Annotated in this window: 11 protein-coding genes; 8 read left to right on the top strand and 3 right to left on the bottom strand. The window is 57.8% G+C overall.

Annotated elements, in window-relative coordinates:
• Window positions 1-13 precede the first annotated feature (13 nt).
• From bcsA (CRO87_RS07420) to CRO87_RS07400, 5 genes are read left to right on the top strand one after another with little or no spacing between them, the layout of a single operon-like run.
• Window positions 14-2,119, top strand: a complete 2,106-nt coding sequence (gene bcsA / locus CRO87_RS07420) for a UDP-forming cellulose synthase catalytic subunit (protein WP_097162305.1) — start codon at window positions 14-16, stop codon at window positions 2,117-2,119.
• Window positions 2,116-4,614 (top strand): cellulose biosynthesis cyclic di-GMP-binding regulatory protein BcsB, encoded by a 2,499-nt coding sequence (bcsB, locus tag CRO87_RS07415; RefSeq protein ID WP_097162304.1) that lies wholly within the window; start codon window positions 2,116-2,118, stop codon window positions 4,612-4,614. Before bcsA (CRO87_RS07420) ends, bcsB begins: the two co-directional genes overlap by 4 nt.
• Window positions 4,611-8,666, top strand: a complete 4,056-nt coding sequence (locus tag CRO87_RS07410) for a cellulose biosynthesis protein BcsC (protein WP_176504276.1) — start codon at window positions 4,611-4,613, stop codon at window positions 8,664-8,666. The genes bcsB and CRO87_RS07410 overlap by 4 nt, the downstream gene beginning before the upstream one ends.
• Before the next feature lies 1 nt (window position 8,667).
• Window positions 8,668-9,141 carry a cellulose biosynthesis protein BcsD gene (gene bcsD / locus CRO87_RS07405; protein WP_097162302.1) on the top strand — a complete coding sequence of 158 codons (474 nt, stop codon included), beginning with the start codon at window positions 8,668-8,670 and terminating at the stop codon, window positions 9,139-9,141.
• Between the two features lie 25 nt (window positions 9,142-9,166).
• A complete protein-coding gene (locus CRO87_RS07400; protein ID WP_097162301.1) occupies window positions 9,167-10,156 on the top strand; it encodes a glycosyl hydrolase family 8 in 990 nt (329 codons plus the stop codon).
• Window positions 10,157-10,221: 65 nt separating this feature from the next.
• Here the strand turns inward: CRO87_RS07400 and bcsG are convergent, their stop codons facing one another.
• Genes bcsG through bcsE form a run of 3 tightly spaced genes read right to left on the bottom strand, consistent with a single transcriptional unit; the run spans window position 10,222 to window position 13,647 of the window.
• Entirely contained in the window at window positions 10,222-11,901 is a 1,680-nt protein-coding gene (gene bcsG, locus CRO87_RS07395) for a cellulose biosynthesis protein BcsG (RefSeq protein WP_097162300.1), read from the bottom strand.
• The gene (gene bcsF / locus CRO87_RS07390) at window positions 11,894-12,091 is read right to left on the bottom strand and encodes a cellulose biosynthesis protein BcsF (protein ID WP_097162299.1); all 198 of its coding nucleotides are present in this window, start codon (window positions 12,089-12,091) and stop codon (window positions 11,894-11,896) included. Before bcsF ends, bcsG begins: the two co-directional genes overlap by 8 nt.
• Complete coding sequence (gene bcsE / locus CRO87_RS07385; RefSeq protein WP_097162298.1) at window positions 12,088-13,647, bottom strand: cellulose biosynthesis c-di-GMP-binding protein BcsE; 1,560 nt, start codon at window positions 13,645-13,647, stop codon at window positions 12,088-12,090. The genes bcsF and bcsE overlap by 4 nt, the downstream gene beginning before the upstream one ends.
• A gap of 216 nt (window positions 13,648-13,863) precedes the next feature.
• Between bcsE and bcsR the strand changes: the two genes are divergently transcribed.
• From bcsR to bcsA (CRO87_RS07370), 3 genes are read left to right on the top strand one after another with little or no spacing between them, the layout of a single operon-like run.
• Window positions 13,864-14,052: a cellulose biosynthesis protein BcsR gene (bcsR, locus tag CRO87_RS07380; protein ID WP_097162297.1), complete on the top strand. Its 189-nt coding sequence runs from the start codon at window positions 13,864-13,866 to the stop codon at window positions 14,050-14,052.
• Between the two features lie 10 nt (window positions 14,053-14,062).
• Complete coding sequence (bcsQ, locus tag CRO87_RS07375) at window positions 14,063-14,812, top strand: cellulose biosynthesis protein BcsQ (RefSeq protein WP_097162296.1); 750 nt, start codon at window positions 14,063-14,065, stop codon at window positions 14,810-14,812.
• On the top strand, window positions 14,809-17,427 hold the full coding sequence (bcsA, locus tag CRO87_RS07370) for a UDP-forming cellulose synthase catalytic subunit (protein WP_097162295.1): 2,619 nt from the start codon (window positions 14,809-14,811) through the stop codon (window positions 17,425-17,427). Before bcsQ ends, bcsA (CRO87_RS07370) begins: the two co-directional genes overlap by 4 nt.
• Window positions 17,428-17,432: the final 5 nt, after the last annotated feature.

Here is a 17,432-nt window from a genome sequence, read left to right as displayed (position 1 = left end):
TTCAGGGTCGCTTATGAAAAAGTTACTTTTCTGGTTGCTGGTACTGGCGCTGGCACCGGTTGCAATGCTTGTGATTGCCACCCCCATGGACAGCCAGAAACAATTTATTTTCGGCATGCTCAGTATTGGCATTCTGTTCCTGATGGGGTTCAGCAAAAATCGCAGCATTTCGGTGATCATGGTGGTGACGTCATTATTGATGTCCACCCGATATATGTATTTCCGCCTGACGCAAACCCTGCATTTTAACTCTGAAATAGAAGCCATTCTGGGAATAGGGCTATTTCTGGCGGAAGTCTATATCTGGGTGATGCTGCTGCTGAACTATTTGCAGACCGTCTGGCCCTTAACGCGCGATATTACGCCGCTTCCCGAGGATATGTCGCTGTGGCCAACGGTCGACGTCTACATCCCGAGCTATAACGAACCGCTGGAAGTGGTGCGAGATACCGTGCTGGCGGCGCAGTGCATCGACTACCCGAAAGACAAAATCAAAATTTACCTGCTGGATGACGGTAAGCGCAGCGAGTTTGCCGTGTTCGCGGCAGATGTCGGTGTTGGCTATATCACGCGTCCGGATAACAAGCACGCCAAAGCAGGTAACCTGAACCATGCAATGAAGCTGACCAAAGGTGAGCTTATCTGCGTCTTTGACTGCGACCACGTGGCGACGCGTATTTTCCTGCAGGCGACGGTAGGCGGCTTCCTGAAAGATCCAAAACTGGCGCTGGTGCAGACGCCGCACTATTTCTATTCCCCGGACCCGTTCGAACGTAACCTGTCCGTCGGACGCAATATCCCTAACGAGGGGATGCTGTTCTACGGGCCGATTCAGCGCGGCAACGACAACTGGAACGCCACTTTCTTCTGCGGCTCCTGTGCGGTCATTCGCCGCAGCGCGCTGGAAGAGATTGGCGGCTTCGCGGTGGAAACCGTGACCGAAGATGCGCACACGGCGCTGAAAATGCAGCGTCTCGGCTGGAAGTCGGCGTTTATTGATATTCCGCTGGCGGCAGGCCTGGCAACCGAACGTCTGGTACTGCACGTCATCCAGCGTACCCGCTGGGCGCGAGGCATGACGCAGATTTTCCGCATGGATAACCCGCTATTTGGCCGCGGGCTGACCTTCCAGCAGCGTCTGTGCTACCTCAGCGCCATGATGTATTACCAGTTTGCGCTCCCGCGCGTGGTGTTCGTCACCGCGCCGCTGGCGTATCTGCTCTTTAACCTCAATATCATTCACTCGTCCGCAAGTCTGATCGTCGCCTATGCGCTGCCGCACCTGTTCCTTGCCATTTACGTTGGTTCAAGGATGAACGGCCGCTATCGCTACAGCTTCTGGGGGGAAATCTACGACATTGTGCTGGCCTTCCACCTGGTGCTGCCGACCATTATCACCATGATTTTCCCGAAACGCGGCAAGTTCAACGTGACGGATAAAGGCCAGCTGCTGGACGTCGGCTACTTTGACTTTGGCGTGGTACGTCCGCATCTGGTGGTGGCGTTTCTGCTCGGCGCGGCGGTGATTGCCGGTATCGTCAGGGCCGTCGGTCATGACTACTTTGGCTCAGACCCCAGCGTTATCGCACTGAACGTGGGCTGGGGGGCATACAGCCTGATCTTCCTGCTGGCGGCTATTGCTGTTGCGCGCGAGACCAAGCAAACCCGAAAAACTATCCGTATCGACGTGGATATTCCGGTACTGATTCATTACGCCAGCGGCATTGTGTCCCGCAGCAAAACCGCAGACCTGTCGATGGGTGGCTGTCGTATCGAAGTGGTGGATGAACGCCACCTGAATGATGAAATAGAAGAGGTGGAGCTGCTCCTGGGCTCCGGCGCTATTTCCATTCCGGCGAAGATGATTGCCACAGACGATCGCTATATTCGCATGATGTTCGACGAAAACATCCCGCTGTCACGCCGTCGGGAGCTGGTTCGCGTGGTGCTCTCTCGCGCTGATGCGTGGATCCAGCCGCCGCGTCCGCAGGATAATCCGTTCCGCTCGTTCGCAACCATTCTGCGCTGCGTGTTTGAACTGTTCTGGCTGACCTGGAAATCGCGGAAGGAGAATCGCCGGATGCGTGCGGCGATGGCAAAAGAGGATGGCCGGGTATGAAACGATTGACGACGCTGGCACTGATGATTGGCACTTTGCTTGCGCCTTCCCTGAATGCGGAAGAAACCCCGAATGCGGAACCGACGATAAGCTTCCCGTCGTCCGTCACTGACGACTCTGCTAATAGCGTAACGCCTGCGGCAGAAGACAGCGCAGCGCCTGAACCTGCCGTAGCGGCACCGGATGCCAGCGCGACGCCTGAACCTGCCGCAGCGGCACCGGCAGAGAGTTCCCCGGAAAGCGCTGCGCCAGGCCACAGCACGACGGCGAGTATGCCTGAAGCTGAAATCACGCCGCCCGTCCTGCCACCGGTGACTGATGACACCACGCCCTCCCTGGGCGGACTGGTGCCGTCGATGGTCAGCGGCCTGACGCTGTCGCAAATGGGGATGCCGGAAGGGATCATTCTCAGCGGCGGTCAGCTCCAGGGCGGGGCCGATTTTACGTTGCCTGGCGATCAGGTGGTCACCACCGCACAGCTCAATCTCGATGTGAAAGTCTCGCCTGAAATGGCGACCCGTAACGCGACTTTACAGCTGATGCTGAACGGCCAGGCTTTGGGCACCGTGCCGCTGGGCGCGGCGGAAAACGACATTTCTCACTATCAGCTGGACGTCCCTGCGGCGCTGATGGTGTCGAGCAACAACCTGAGCTTTAAGATCAACGACGGCGATGCCCAGCAGTGTCTGCGTGACCTGACGGATAAGTATCGCGTGGTGATCATGCCTTCCTCCCGCTTTAACTGGGAAGGCCAGCAGCTGGATATCGGTTCCGACCTGAGCCACTTCCCGCGTCCGTTCTTTGACAGCATGCAAATGGCACCCGCCAGCGTCTCCGTGAGCTTCCCGGCGCGCGTCAGTGCAGACACCGTCAGCGCGGCGGCGATGGTTTCTTCGTGGCTCGGGATTCAGGCTGACTACCGTGGCATCTCCTTTGAGTCGCTGCATGACAGGCTGCCGGACAAGCACGGTATCGTGATTGGGCATCCGGGCGAGCAGGTCGGTGGCCTGACGCTGCCGCAAACCAGTAAGCCGCTGCTGAAAATTATTCCGAACCCGGCGAACCCGGTTTACAAGCTGCTGCTGATTGTTGGCAAGGATGAAACTGCGCTGCGGGCGGCGGCCTGGCGTCTGACAAAGGGCAATTTTGCGCTGCAAACCGCCAGCAGCGATGTTGATCCACAGGCGATCCCGGTCAGCAAGGCCTACGATGCCCCGCGCTGGATCCGCACCGATCGTCCGGTAAAAATCAGCGATCTGATCCGTAAAGATCAGAGCACCACGGTGAGCGGCGTATGGCACGAACCGCTGCGCGTGGCGTTCCGTGCGGCACCGGATCTCTATCTGTGGGATGGCGAAACCATACCGCTGCAAATCGGCTATCGCTTCCCGTCGGAAAGCTGGATTGATGAGCAAAAATCGCTGCTCAGCGTGACGCTCAACAACACCTTCCTGCGCAACCTGCCGATGAACAAGCAGGGGCTGCTGGAATCGCTGTGGCACAAGCTCGGTGGCGACGCGCGTCAGGAACGCTTCACCATCCCGCTGGAGCCGTATCTGATTTACGGTGACAACCAGATGTCGCTCTATTTCAACGTGGTGCCGAAGGATAACGCGCCGTGCAGCGTGCTGCTCAACAACAACATCAAGAGCCGCATCACCGACGATTCGTGGATTGATCTGAGCCACACGCGCCACTTCTCGCTGCTGCCGAATCTTTCGTACTTTGTCGGGGCCTCCTTCCCGTTCACGCGGCTGGCAGACTACTCGCAGACCGTGCTGCTGCTGCCGGAGAAGCCGTCTGAAATGCAGGTGGCGACGATGCTGAACATGGCGGCGCGTTCAGGTAACGCCACCGGGACGACGCTCGGTAATAATAAAGTGATCATGGGCATTCCATCCGGCGGCGCAAACCTTGAGTTCCTGCGAAACCGTGATGTGCTGGCGGTCAGCGGGCTCGATCAGAAAACGTTCAACCAGGGCCTGTTAGCTAATTCGCCATACGTGGTGACGGACAACACCCTGGGCGTTCGCGGGGCCACGACATGGCAAAAACTTCAGCGCTGGATGGTGGGTGACTGGACAGCCGATGGCGTGGACGCCGACCGCTATTTCTCTTCGAACAGCGCCTGGCGTGGGTTTGTTAGCTATCGCTCACCGTGGAACAGCGACAGGCTGGTGGTGGCGGCCTTCGGCAGCAACGACGATCAGCTGGCACGCCTGTATGACGACCTGAACTCGCCGCGTATCAACGCCGGGATCAGGGGCGACACCTCGATCATCACCAACGAGAACGGCGTGCGTAGCTTCCGCGTCAGCACCCAGTTCCCGAGTGGACAAATGCCGTGGTACATGATGGCTATCTGGTACGCCAACCAGCACTCCGGCCTGCTGGCGATCATGGGGCTTATTGCCACCACGCTGATTGGCCTTGCCTTAACATCGATGTTTAAACGCCACGCCCGCAAGCGTCTGCACCCGGGGGAAGATAAATGAGAAGAACCACCCCAATGAAGACTTTTAAGCTCTCCAGGCTTTCCGGCCTGTGCCTTTCCGGCGTGATGGCGCTTGGCATTATGGACAGCGCGCAGGCGGCAGGAAATGACGCGGCACTGAAAGCGCTGTTCGACCAGGCGCAGTACTGGCACGAAAAATCGCACGACGATCTGGCGATGGAATCGCTGAAAAAAGTGCTGATGGTCGACCCGAACAACACCCAGGCGCTGTACCTGATGGCGCTATGGAATCAGCAAAGCGGCGACATGCAGGCCTCTGCGCAGTGGCGCGAGCGGCTGGCGAAGGCGTCCCCGGGTGATAACAGCCTTCAGGAGCTGGATAACGCCCGCAAGATGTCGAAAGTGCCGCAGGGGCAGCTGAACCTGGCGCGTCAGCAGGCGCGCAGCGGCAACATTCCGGCGGCGCTTACCACCTGGCGCGGTATGTTCAGCGGCGATCAGCCGCCGCAGGCGCTGGCCGCGGAATATTACATGACCATGGCGAGCGATAAGTCGCTCTATCCGCAGGCGTTAGGCGAACTGCGCAGCTATGTTGCGCAGCACCCGCAGGATAACGCCAGCCGCGTGGCGCTCGGCAAGGTGCTGACCTGGCGGGAAGACTCGCGCCGGGAAGGGATTGAAATGCTGGAGCCAATGGCGGGCGGCAATAAAGACGCCGATGCCGGGCTGCGTCAGGCGCTGCTGTGGCTCGGGCCGCAGTCGGGCGATGACCAGTATTACAACACCTGGATGCAGCGCCATCCGCAGGACAGTGCGGTGCAGGCCTATTACCGCGAACACGTTGGCGGGCTGGCGAAAGGCCAGGGCTACACCGATCTGAACAGCGGCAATACCGCAGGCGCGAAACAGCAGTTCGAACAGGTCCTGCAGACCAATCCGGAAGACGCCGATGCGCTGGCCGGAATGGGTTACATCGCCCAGCGTAGCGGCGATTATCAGGCTGCGGCGCAGTATCTGAACCGTGCAGCGGCTTTAGGGGGCGATGCCTCGGCCAGTCGTCGTGAACAGGCGGCAGATGCGCAGTTCTACGGTCAGCTGGCTCAGGCGCAGTCTGCTTATAAGCAGGGCAACGTCAGCCAGGCGCTGGCGCTCTCGGCTCCGCTTGCCCAGCAGAACGGCACGCGTGGCGCGTCGGCGAAGCTGTTCCGTGCTGATGTGCTGCGTCACAACAAAGATTATTCTCAGGCCGAGCAGACGCTGCGTGGTTTGCTGGACGAACAGCCGCAGAACGCCTCCGCGAGGGAAAACCTCTACTACGTTCTGCGCGATCAGAATAAAACGGCGGAAGCTCAGACGGTGCTGCGCACGCTGCCCGCCAGTCTGCAGGCGAAGCTGGCTCCGCGCGTGGTCACCGGCGTACCGGGCGACGGCCTGCGTCGTCAGGCGCAGCAGATGGCGGCTAACGGCAATACGCAGCAGGCGATTGCCACGCTGCAGCAGGGCGTGGCGCGCTATCCGGATGACCCGTGGATGCGCCTCGACCTGGCGCGCATGCTGCAAAAATCAGGCAACAGTGGCGAAGCGGCCTCGGTGATGGCGACGGCCTATCGTCCCGGCGCCAGCAATAACTCGCTTTACGCTGCCGCGCTGTTTGCCAGCGAACAAGGCGCATGGCAGCAGTCGCAGTCGCTGCTTTCGCGTATTCCGGGCTCCGCACAGACTTCACAGATGCGTGATTTGCGTCAGCGGGTGAACTACAACCTGCAAATGGCGACCGCGCAGAGTTACCTTGCGCAGGGGAATACCGTTGCCGCCGCGAACACGCTGAAAGCGCTCTCCTCCACGCCGCCGAAAGATCCGGCAGACGTGGGTAAACTGGCAAGACTGCTGGCAGACAGCGGCGACATGAATACCGCCGTGGCGCTGGTACGCAACAACATCAGCCAGGGCGTGCAGGGGAACGTTGGCGATTACGCCGATCAGGTAACGGTGCTGAATCAGGCCGGGCTGACCCGCGAAGCGCAAACCCTGCTGTCGAACCCAACGCTTCAGGCAGGCAGCACGCCGACGCAGCTCGCCAGCATCCGTAATGGTTACGTGATCAATGAAGCCGACCGCCTGCGCGAGCGGGGCAACTATGCAGGCGCATACGATAAGCTGATAGGCGCATTGCAAAACGATCCACAGAACACCGATCTGATGTTCGCGATGGCGCGTCTGTATCAGACCGGCAAAATGAACAAAGAAGCAGGCGTGGTGTATGACTACCTGATGACCCGCGACACGCCGTCGCAGGATGCCCGCGCGGGCGCGATCGACGTGGCGCTGGCTGAAGGGAACAACGACCGCGCTGCCGACCTGACTCGGGGCCTGCGCAACGACAATAGCCCGGACCGCCTTCTGTTGTTAGCGCGTGTCGAAGAGGCGAATGGCAACCATCAGCAGGCGATGACCTATCTGCGTAGCGCACGTGGCAAGCTGATTGGCCTCGATTCCAGCAATACCGCGCAAACGCCTACGGTTGGCGGCCTGCTGATGTCGGACAACCCGTTTATCGGCACCTCGAAAACACAAGCGCCTGTGCGCACCGCCTCTGCTTACGGCACGACGCTGCCGTGGCAGGTCGGGCAGGTGGCGGCCGATCCGGGCACGGCATATCCGGGCACCGAACGTACTGATTTGCCGGTGGATACCGCGCAGAGCCGTACGCTGCGTCAGGTCGATAACATGATGCAGCAGCTCGAAGAGAAGACCGGCACCTGGCTGCAGGCAGGCATGCAGGTGCGCGGCCGCGATGGCGAATCGGGCACCAGCAAGCTCACAGAGATGAAAGCGCCGCTGACCTGGTCTTCCTCACCGTTTGGTGACTCGCGTTTCGACTTCACCGTCACGCCAATCACGCTGAGCGCGGGCAGTGCGTCGGGTGATGCATGGCGTCGTTTCGGCGCTAACCCGCTGTCGAACGCGGTGTCGAATATCACCACCACGGCCACCGCCGAGCAGAAAGCCATCGCCAATATGACGGCTGCCGAGCGGGCGACCTATCTTGCCGCCAACCCGGGCGCGGCAGCGCTGGTGGACCTTGGCACGCTCGACCCGACGGACTTCAACGCCACCACCAGCGATGGTCAGGCGAATCTGGCGAAGCTTGGACAGTATGACGGCGGCCAGGTGGCCTCCTATCTGGCGGCATCGAACCTGAAGCCGAACGTGAACCAGCCGGGTGACGTTTCTACGGATTCGCAAAAGGCCAATGGCGTCGAGCTGAACATGGCGCTGAGCGGCGATAACTATAAGGCGGATATCGGCAGCACGCCGCTGGGGCAGGATCTCAACACGGTTGTCGGCGGCGTGAAGTGGTCGCCGAAGCTGACCAACTATCTGTCGCTGATCTTTACCGGCGAACGTCGGTCAATTACCGACAGCCTGCTCTCTTATGTTGGCCTTAAGGATCAGTATTCCGGCAAATCCTGGGGGCAGGTGACCAAAAACGGTGGTGACGTCCAGCTGAGCTACGACGACGGTGATGCCGGGTTCTACGTTGGCGCAGGCGGCTACAGCTATCTTGGTCAGAACGTGGAGAGCAACACCAGCTTTAACGCCAATGCCGGGGTCTATCTGCGTCCGTATCACGACGAGTACCAGACGCTGCAAACCGGGCTCAGCATGAGCTACATGGACTTCTCGAAGAACTTAAGCCAGTTCACCTTCGGCCAGGGGGGCTACTTCAGCCCGCAAAACTACGTCAGCGTGTCGCTGCCGGTAGACCTGACTCAGAAGTACGACAGCTGGACCATGAAAATTGGCGGCTCCGTGGGCTACCAGTCCTACAGCCAGGACGAAAGTCCGTACTTCCCGACGCAGTCCGGCTGGCAGCAAGAGCTTGAAACGGCTGTGGCGAACGGCTTTGCAAAAGAGGCGTACTACAAAGGCACCACCGAGAACGGCGTGGGTTATACCGTTCGCGCGGGGGCCGATTATAAGGTCAACAACCAGATGACCATTGGCGGCCAGGTGGGGTATGACACCTTCGGGAGCTACAACGAAAGCACCGCCGCGCTCTACTTCCGTTACATGTTGGGAGACAAATAAAATGACGGACAACACCGCCTCTGCCGCACTGGCGTGGTTTCAACAGCAACAAACGCCTGCGGGCTGGTTCGATCTGCTGACCATTATGGTAGACGGCATGGTTCGCAACGCGGGTGAGATGGAGAGTCAGCCCTTTTTGCGCCAGATGGGCGAGAAGCTGGCTGAGGCCTGGCCACTGCCGGAGTCCGGCACGCTTGGCGAGCTGGAAGGTAACATTAACCGTTTTCTTACCCTGTTCCAGTGGGGCATTATCTCTCTGCACGCCGGTGAGAATGGGATCATGATTCGCCACCAGGCTCTGCCGGTGGGGCGTGATGCCGACCAGCAGATGCGCTGGTGCAATGCATTTTGTACCATCCTCGAAGGATTATACTCCCGATGGCTGCAGGCACAGGGTGGTGGAGAGCACGTGCTGCTGCAGCGGGAACGGGTCTGGTCCGTCGCCGATGTGCAGTTCCGCTACTATCATCCATGAATAACCCTCTATAAAGAGTGACGCTATGCTGGTGCGAATGCTTGTTGCCATGACGGTGCTGATGTCCTCGTTTGCCCACGCCGATGCATGGGAAACCTACAAATCCCGCTTTGTGCAGCCCGACGGGCGGGTGGTGGACACCGGCAACGGTAATATTTCCCATACTGAAGGACAGGGCTTCGCCATGCTGATGGCAGTCAGCCTCGATGACCGGCAGACGTTCGATAAGCTCTGGCAGTGGACCAATACCACGCTGAAAAACAAGGATAACGGGCTGTTTTACTGGCGCTACAACCCCGTTGCGCCCAACCCTGTTGCCGATAAAAACGATGCGACTGATGGCGATATGATGATCGCCTGGGCGCTGCTGAAAGCGCAAAAACAGTGGCGGGATAACAGCTACGGTACGGCATCGGATGAGATCACTCGTTCGCTGCTGAAATATACGGTGATCAACTATGCGGGTTATCGGGTGATGCTGCCGGGTGCGCATGGATTCAACCTGAATACTCACGTTAACCTCAATCCCTCCTACTTTATCTTCCCTGCCTGGCAGGCGTTCTCCGATCGCAGCCATCTGGTCGTCTGGCGAGATTTGATCCGCGACGGCAAAAAGCTTGTCGGCAAAATGGGCTGGGGCAATGCGAATCTTCCTACGGACTGGGTGGCGCTGAGCGCTGACGGCAAAATGAAGCCCGCTGACGAATGGAAGCCGCGCATGAGCTACGACGCTATCCGTATTCCGCTTTATATCCGCTGGTATGAGCCGAACAGCCCGCTGCTGACGCCGTGGAAAGTCTGGTGGCAGAAATCTCAGCGTGCGCAAACCCCGGCGTGGGTGAACGTGCTCAGCAACGAAACCTCGCCTTATCCGATGAACAGTGGCCTGCTGGCCGTCAGGGATTTCACTCTCGGTGATAACCCCGGAGAACCGCAAATCACCCCGCAAGATGATTACTACGCCGCCAGCCTGAAAATGCTGACCTGGCTTGCCGAGCGGGATATCGCTAAGTAGCGATGCTTGTGAGATAGCTGACAATAAAAAACCCGCCTGCGAGGCGGGTTTTTCACATCAGGCGTTTACTGCGGATAAGGCACCCAGTCGCCGCCGTTCAGGCGGACATACGGTTTGTCCTGATACTGAATCACCACCGCGTTGGAGTTCTCGGATACCGGCGCGGTCTGCGGCAGGTTGCTGGTGTATTCATCCCAGTTCACGCTGTCGGCGGTAAACATCTTGCCGTCGAGTGCGCGGGACACCAGTTCAGACACTGCCAGCAGGCTGCTTGGCTTATCGATTTCAATCGCCGCGCCCTGATGCGGCGTCTTCATGCCGAAGAACTTGATGGCCGTTGGCACGTTGGTGATGTGGGGGCTTGGGATATCACGCAGGCCGGAGACCTGCATTTTATCGCCCTTCAGCGCACCGCCGTGCTCCGGCACCATCACTACCATCACCTTGCGGCCTGATTTTTCCAGCTCGGTAAAGAAGGTGTCGAGTTCATCGAACATCTTCTGGGCACGAACCTTGTAATCAGCAGTTTTGCTCTGCCCGGCGAAGTGGTTACCGTCGTGAAGCGGCAGGGTGTTGTAGAAGGTCGCCGTACGGGTACCTGGCTCCTTCAACTCCCCCTCATTCCAGCGCCGCAACACGGCGAGATCGTCATACACTGGCGAGCCATCGAAGGCGACCAGACTCTGCTGTAAACCCTTCTGGTCCATCAGCGGAGCCTGCATATCGCCGTAGTTGCGCATCTCTTTCAGGAAATCGCCAAACACGCCGTTGTGGCCGAGCATCAGCTGCGTTTTAAAGCCCAGCGCCGCGAGATTATCAAACAAATAACACTGCTTGCTGGCTGGCGAATAGAGATCGGTGTGTGACGGCTGACCGCAGCTGGCGCGCAGCAGACGAATGGCCGCCGGGCCGCTATAAGAGGTCGCCGAGTTAAAGTTTTTGAACACAATATCAAAGTGTGACCACAGAGGATGCTGCGCCAGGCCTGCGGCTTCAATGTCGTCCCAGGAGAGGGAGCAGATATTGATCACCAGCAGCTCAAACGGCTGGGCGTCGGCAGGTAACTCGGTCAGGAAGGTGGTCTGCCGCTTTTTCTCCGCCGCATAGAAGCTGGACAGCCAGGCGTTGAGGTTGGCGGAGGTCGGCGGTGCCGTTTGCGCCGGAATATCGCCCACAACCGGTTTGGCATCAGCCGTGGCCACCGTTGCTGCCGCGGTTGCGCCTGTGGTGGTTACCGTGCCTGTTGGCTGACCGCCGGGGAAAAGCGTAAAGCTTGGGCCCACAAGCGTAATAAAGTTCAGCCAGACCATGATAAGGACGGTAAATACCGTGACGCGTACCCACTGAGATAAAAACAGCCAGGCAACCAGCAGAACAAAGAACAGCCCAACCATCTGCCAGTTGATAAAGCGCATCACCAGGTCGATGAGGTAACCCATGCTGAAGCCCGCCACCTCGGAGCCCTGGCTCATAATACTCTCCGGGCCGGGCAGCCAGGTGTCATGCCAGAACAGGGCGAAGCCTATCGGGATGGCAATCCAGTGACGTAGCTTGTGCAGTTTGCGGTTAGGGATTGGCACCAGTAAGAATGCCATGAATACCAGGTTCTGCATGGCGTGGAAATTAAGATAGCCAGCCCACAGCAGGCCAAACTTTGCCAGAAAGTAGAAGTTCCAGCCGGAAAGGCCGCGCCAGTATTGCCAGAATGGCGACGAAGAGACGGCGGTTTGAGTTGGGTTAGTCATCGTTTTGTTTTGCCTTGACGTTTACTTCCCGGCGCAGAATGCCTGCCGGTTTGACATAACGGGGTCTGAAAAACATCAACCGGAGGGTTGTCTCGATGCGGCGCAGGAAATGGCGCGCCATATATCCCAGCGGGAAAAAGATCAGAGCGCACAGCACAACCAGTTGAATAATATCGGCAATGGACATCATTGAGGCGATTCTCCTTGCGCGTCAGTCAGACGATGCGGCTCCGGGAAGCGACGCCAGCTGCGGCCATCGTGGACGGCGTTCACCACGGTATTCTTTTCGGTGGTGAGAGACAGTGGCGCATTCCAGCGCTCTGCGGTCAGCGCCCGCATCTGCACGATCTCTGCGGTAATCTGTTTATCTTCAAACCAAATCATGCGGTTAGAGAAAATGTCTCCCGTCGGCAGCGGGAAAATATGGTTCAGGGCCGTGTCGAGATCGTTGATACGGCAAAAGGTCAAAAACATCACCAGCCGGTTGTCACCAATGGTCATGATATCGCCGAGACGGTTGGGACGGCAGAGCGTCAGCGCCTGTTCGACACGCAAGCCCGGCACCGGGCGCAGCGCCACCATGACGCCTTTATTATCGGCAGGCAGCAGCGGATTGTTCATGATGTTGTGCACGGCCTGGCAGAAGATGTCCCATTTTTGATAGCCGCGCAGCTTCAGCGGCTGGGTCATTGAGAGCAGGGTACTGATATCTTCAGGTACGTGGCGCTGGAACTGCTGTTTCTGCACGCTTTCAATTAAGGTCAGGCAGCGGGAGAGTGGCGCGTTCCAGGGGATGACCAGGTTCGCTCCGCAGCCGAGCAGCAGACGCTCATCGGTAGCGCGAAGGCTGGCGGTGATTTCACGCACCACAATTTTCATGGCGCTACCGCGTTGGCGACGGAGGGTATGTATGTCATGCGCCAGCTGGTCTATCTGACTGGTTTGCTCAACGGAGAAGACGACCGTGGCAGCCTGAGCCGTGCGAGCGGCGTTAAAGACCGCGTCATTGGTATCATACACGGACCAGTATTCCGACAGCGGCGGGGCACCTTCGAGGGCACTATTCGTGCTGAGGACGTCTTTTTCATCACTGCGCGGCTGGACGACGGCTTCTTCCTGCTCCGCCAGTTGCCAGGTCTGTTCTTTGTAGCTAATTTCCAGCTGCTGGCGTGCGCTCACTCCTTTTTCATTGGCCCAGAAGGCGATATCAAAGAGGTGGCTGTCACCCTGGAATCGCAGACTCGCCAGACCGGCCAGAGACTGATATTCCGCCAATAAAAGTGAAAGCTGTGCGTCGGTATTGTTGCCTGGATTAAGAATGAGTAACGTGCAGCGATAGTATTTTGCCCATCGCTGGGCGTTATTTAGCCATTTCTTGATTTTTTCTGGCGGGATATTCTGCCAGGCATTGTCAGTGCACAGCAGGATAAATAAATAGCCTGCCGGGTCTAATGAACAAAGCAGATCCCGGCGTAGCGAGTATAGACCACTTTCATTTTTTGGCATGCTGAACAGACGTATTTTTTCAGGACCGTGAGATGCATTGAGCTTTACAATTTTGTGCGGCTTCTCCCCCATTGTAATGGCGGCAATTTTGGCATCAGAGGGCTGTGCCGAAATCGTCTGATTCAACAGGCTGACGGCATCCTCGCGACGTTCAACATTCATCCACCACACGCCGCCCAGCGGCATATGGCTGACTTCGTCCCATAAGGACTGGATTCCGAGTGAAAAGACAGGGTCCACGGTGTCCCTCGTGTGCAAATTTGACTATCTATTAGTTTACTAGCAAAAGGCTCAGATTAAACCTAACATTGAAATTAAAGAGTAACAGACTTAGCATGTAAACGAATTTTCCGATCGGACACCCTGTCACTATATGCCGGGCTCGATTTTTGGCTTTTTAAGTCAAAGAAATCTCCGATTGCTTACCACGCAATGTCCGCTGAGGGGTTAAAATAAATGTCTGAACATGAACTCCGGACAACATCAGATACAACGCCTGGTTATACCTTCCAAAATGATTTTTTGGCTTTAAGTCGGGCTTTTTCATTGCCTGAAATAGATTACACCGATATATCTCAACGCGAGCACCTCGCCGCCGCATTAAAGCGTTGGCCTTTGCTGGCAGAGTTTGCGGAACAAAAATAAGGAAGCCGGAATGGCCATTTTGGGTTTACAGGGCCTGCGAGGCGGCACAGGAACGACGTCGCTGACTGCCGCACTTGGTTGGGCATTGCAGATGCTTGGTGAGTCCGTCATCGTGATGGATGCCTGCCCGGACAACATGCTGCGCTTTTTTTTCAACGATGATATCGCCCATCGCGATGGTTGGGCGCGCGCACTCCTGGATAATAAAGAGTGGCGTGATACCGGGATGCGTTACACTTCTCAGCTCGATTTTATCCCTTTTGGTCAGCTATCGGTTACGGAACGCCTGAATGTTCCACTTTTGTCTCCTTTGAGCCAGGCTGCCGAGATTGTTCACACGCTTCAAAAACAACGTCCTCATCAGTGGCTGCTTATCGATTTGCCCCATGAAGTGACGCCGTGGGTGCAGCCGCTGGTTGAAGCGTGCCAGCACGTATTAACGATAGTTAACCCGGATGCCAACTCGCATATTCGCCTGCATCAGCAGGTATTGCCCAAACACGGCCACATTCTGATCAACGACCTGCGTGTCGGCAGCCATATTCAGGACGATCTCTACCGCATCTGGCTGCAAAGTCAGCCGCGAATGCTGCCGGTGACCATCCATCGGGATGAATCCATTGCCGAATGTCTGGCCGCCAAACAGCCGCTGGGTGAATACCGCAGCGATTCGCTGGCGGCGGAGGAGCTGATTACCCTCGCAAACTGGTGCGTGATGCATTACGCCGGTATGCATGCTGGCGTGGAGCAGTCATCATGATTCGCCTGACGGCCCTTTTGCTGGCACCGGAAGCAGGGGCACGGCTGCGTGCGCGTTATCAGGACTACCGTCAGCATAAAGCCTCATGGCTGGGGGCGACGATGGGTTGCCTGTGGGTGGCGCTGGCGTGGATAGTGATCCCGCTGGAACACCCGCGCTGGCAGCAAATCCGCGCGAATCACGATCTGCTTTACCCCCATATCAATTCACACCGTCCACGGCCGCTCGACCCGTTGCGCTATCTGTTGCAGAGCCTGTGGCTGCTGGTCACTCGTCCGGTGGGTGAGAAGAAAAATCTGGAATGGAAAGGGCTGAAGGCGATGACGGGCGCTCGCGGACGCTACCACCAGTGGATGGAAAATTTGCCGGAAAGGATGAGCAAGAAAACGGCTCATCTCGACCACAAAAAAGAGCTGGCGCACATCAGCCCGAAAACCCGCAAAATCATTCTCGGCGTGGTGGTGTTCTGTTCGCTGCTGTTGGCGCTGGTCTGCGTGACACAGCCGTTTAACCCGCTGTCGCAGTTTATCTTCCTGCTGCTCCTGTGGGGGGTGGCCCTGCTGGTGCGCCGCATGCCGGGGCGTTTTTCCGCGCTGATGCTGGTGGTGCTGTCGCTGACGGTTTCCTGCCGCTACATCTGGTGGCGCTATACCTCAACGCTCAACTGGAACGACCCGGTGAGCCTGGTGTGTGGCATGACGCTGCTGTTTGCTGAAACCTACGCCTGGATAGTGCTGGTTCTCGGCTATTTCCAGGTTATCTGGCCGTTGAACCGCATGCCGGTGCCTCTGCCGAAAGACATGGCGCTCTGGCCGTCGGTGGATATTTTTATCCCGACTTATAACGAAGACCTGAACGTGGTGAAAAACACCGTGTACGCGTCGCTTGGGATTGACTGGCCGAAAGACAAACTAAAAATCTGGATCCTTGACGACGGTGGGCGCGACGAGTTCCGCCAGTTTGCCAAAGACGTTGGCGTGGAATACGTCGCCCGAACCACCCACGAGCACGCCAAAGCAGGCAATATCAACAACGCGCTGAAGCTGGCGAAGGGGGAACTGGTGTCCATCTTCGACTGCGACCATGTGCCGACGCGCTCCTTCCTGCAAATGACCGTTGGCTGGTTCCTGAAGGATAAAAAATTGGGCGTAATGCAGACGCCGCACCACTTCTTCTCTCCCGATCCGTTCGAGCGCAACCTCGGACGTTTCCGTAAAACGCCGAACGAAGGCACGCTGTTCTACGGCCTGGTGCAGGACGGCAACGACATGTGGGATGCGACGTTTTTCTGTGGTTCCTGCGCGGTTATCCGTCGTGGGCCGCTGGACGAAGTTGGCGGCATTGCCGTGGAAACCGTTACCGAGGATGCGCACACGTCACTGCGCTTACACCGTCGTGGCTATACTTCCGCCTACATGCGCATTCCACAGGCCGCGGGTCTGGCAACGGAAAGCCTGTCCGCGCATATCGGGCAGCGTATTCGCTGGGCGCGTGGCATGGTGCAAATTTTCCGTACGGATAACCCGCTGTTCGGCAAAGGGCTGAAATGGTCGCAGCGCATCTGTTATGCCAACGCCATGCTGCACTTCCTCTCCGGCGTGCCGCGGCTTATCTTCCTGACGGCCCCGCTGGCGTTCCTGTTGCTGCATGCTTATATCATCTACGCTCCGGCGCTGATGATTGCGCTGTTCGTTCTGCCGCACATGATCCACGCGAGTCTCACCAACTCCAAGATTCAGGGCAAATACCGCCACTCATTCTGGAGTGAAATCTATGAAACCGTGCTGGCCTGGTACATTGCACCGCCGACTATTGTGGCGCTGATCAACCCGAAAATCGGCACCTTTAACGTGACGGCGAAAGGTGGCCTGGTCAAAGAAGAGTACGTCGACTGGGTCATTTCAAAGCCGTATCTCTGGCTGGTTATCCTCAATCTGATCGGCGTGGGGGTGGGCATCTGGCGACACTTCACCGGTCCTGAGAATGAAATTCTGACCGTCTGGGTGAGTATCGTCTGGGTGTTCTACAACCTGATTATCCTCGGCGGCGCAGTGGCGGTTTCGGTGGAAAGCAAGCAGGTGCGCCGCTCGCACCGCGTCGAAATGCGAATGCCCGCGGCGATTGCCCGTGAAGACGGGCATCTGTTCTCTTGTACGCTGCACGACTTCTCAGATGGCGGTGTTGGCCTGAAAATCAACGGCCAGGCGCAGGTGCTGGAAGGGCAGAAGGTCAGCCTGCTGCTCAAACGCGGTCAGCAGGAGTACGCCTTCCCGATGCTGGTCACTCGTGTGTTCGGCAGTGAGGTCGGGCTGAAGCTGCTGCCGATGTCGACGCAGCAGCATATTGATTTTGTTCAGTGTACGTTCGCCCGCGCCGATACCTGGGCGCTGTGGCAGGACAGCTATCCGGAAGACAAACCGCTGGAAAGCATGCTGGACATTTTGAAGCTGGGGTTCCGTGGCTATCGTCACCTTGCGGAGTTCGCGCCGCCTTCGGTGAAATTTATCTTCCGGTCGCTTATTTCTCTGGTTGCCTGGGTTGTCTCTTTCATACCGCGTCGCCCGGAGCGTAGCGCGGTACAGACACTCCGTGAACCGGCAATGGCTCAACAATGATGACT

The sequence above is a fragment of the Enterobacter sp. CC120223-11 genome, from assembly GCF_900215375.1.
GTDB lineage: Bacteria > Pseudomonadota > Gammaproteobacteria > Enterobacterales > Enterobacteriaceae > Scandinavium.
This window is presented reverse-complemented; position numbering and strand designations above follow the sequence as displayed.

Bases quoted from the DNA above. Each gene is read 5' to 3' on its own strand.
- bcsA (WP_097162305.1), top strand. From the start codon at position 14: ATGAAAAAGTTACTTTTCTGGTTGCTGGTACTGGCGCTGGCACCGGTT.
- bcsB (WP_097162304.1), top strand. From the start codon at position 2,116: ATGAAACGATTGACGACGCTGGCACTGATGATTGGCACTTTGCTTGCG.
- CRO87_RS07410 (WP_176504276.1), top strand. From the start codon at position 4,611: ATGAGAAGAACCACCCCAATGAAGACTTTTAAGCTCTCCAGGCTTTCC.
- bcsD (WP_097162302.1), top strand. From the start codon at position 8,668: ATGACGGACAACACCGCCTCTGCCGCACTGGCGTGGTTTCAACAGCAA.
- CRO87_RS07400 (WP_097162301.1), top strand. From the start codon at position 9,167: ATGCTGGTGCGAATGCTTGTTGCCATGACGGTGCTGATGTCCTCGTTT.
- bcsG (WP_097162300.1), bottom strand. From the start codon at position 11,901: ATGACTAACCCAACTCAAACCGCCGTCTCTTCGTCGCCATTCTGGCAA.
- bcsF (WP_097162299.1), bottom strand. From the start codon at position 12,091: ATGATGTCCATTGCCGATATTATTCAACTGGTTGTGCTGTGCGCTCTG.
- bcsR (WP_097162297.1), top strand. From the start codon at position 13,864: ATGTCTGAACATGAACTCCGGACAACATCAGATACAACGCCTGGTTAT.
- bcsQ (WP_097162296.1), top strand. From the start codon at position 14,063: ATGGCCATTTTGGGTTTACAGGGCCTGCGAGGCGGCACAGGAACGACG.
- bcsA (WP_097162295.1), top strand. From the start codon at position 14,809: ATGATTCGCCTGACGGCCCTTTTGCTGGCACCGGAAGCAGGGGCACGG.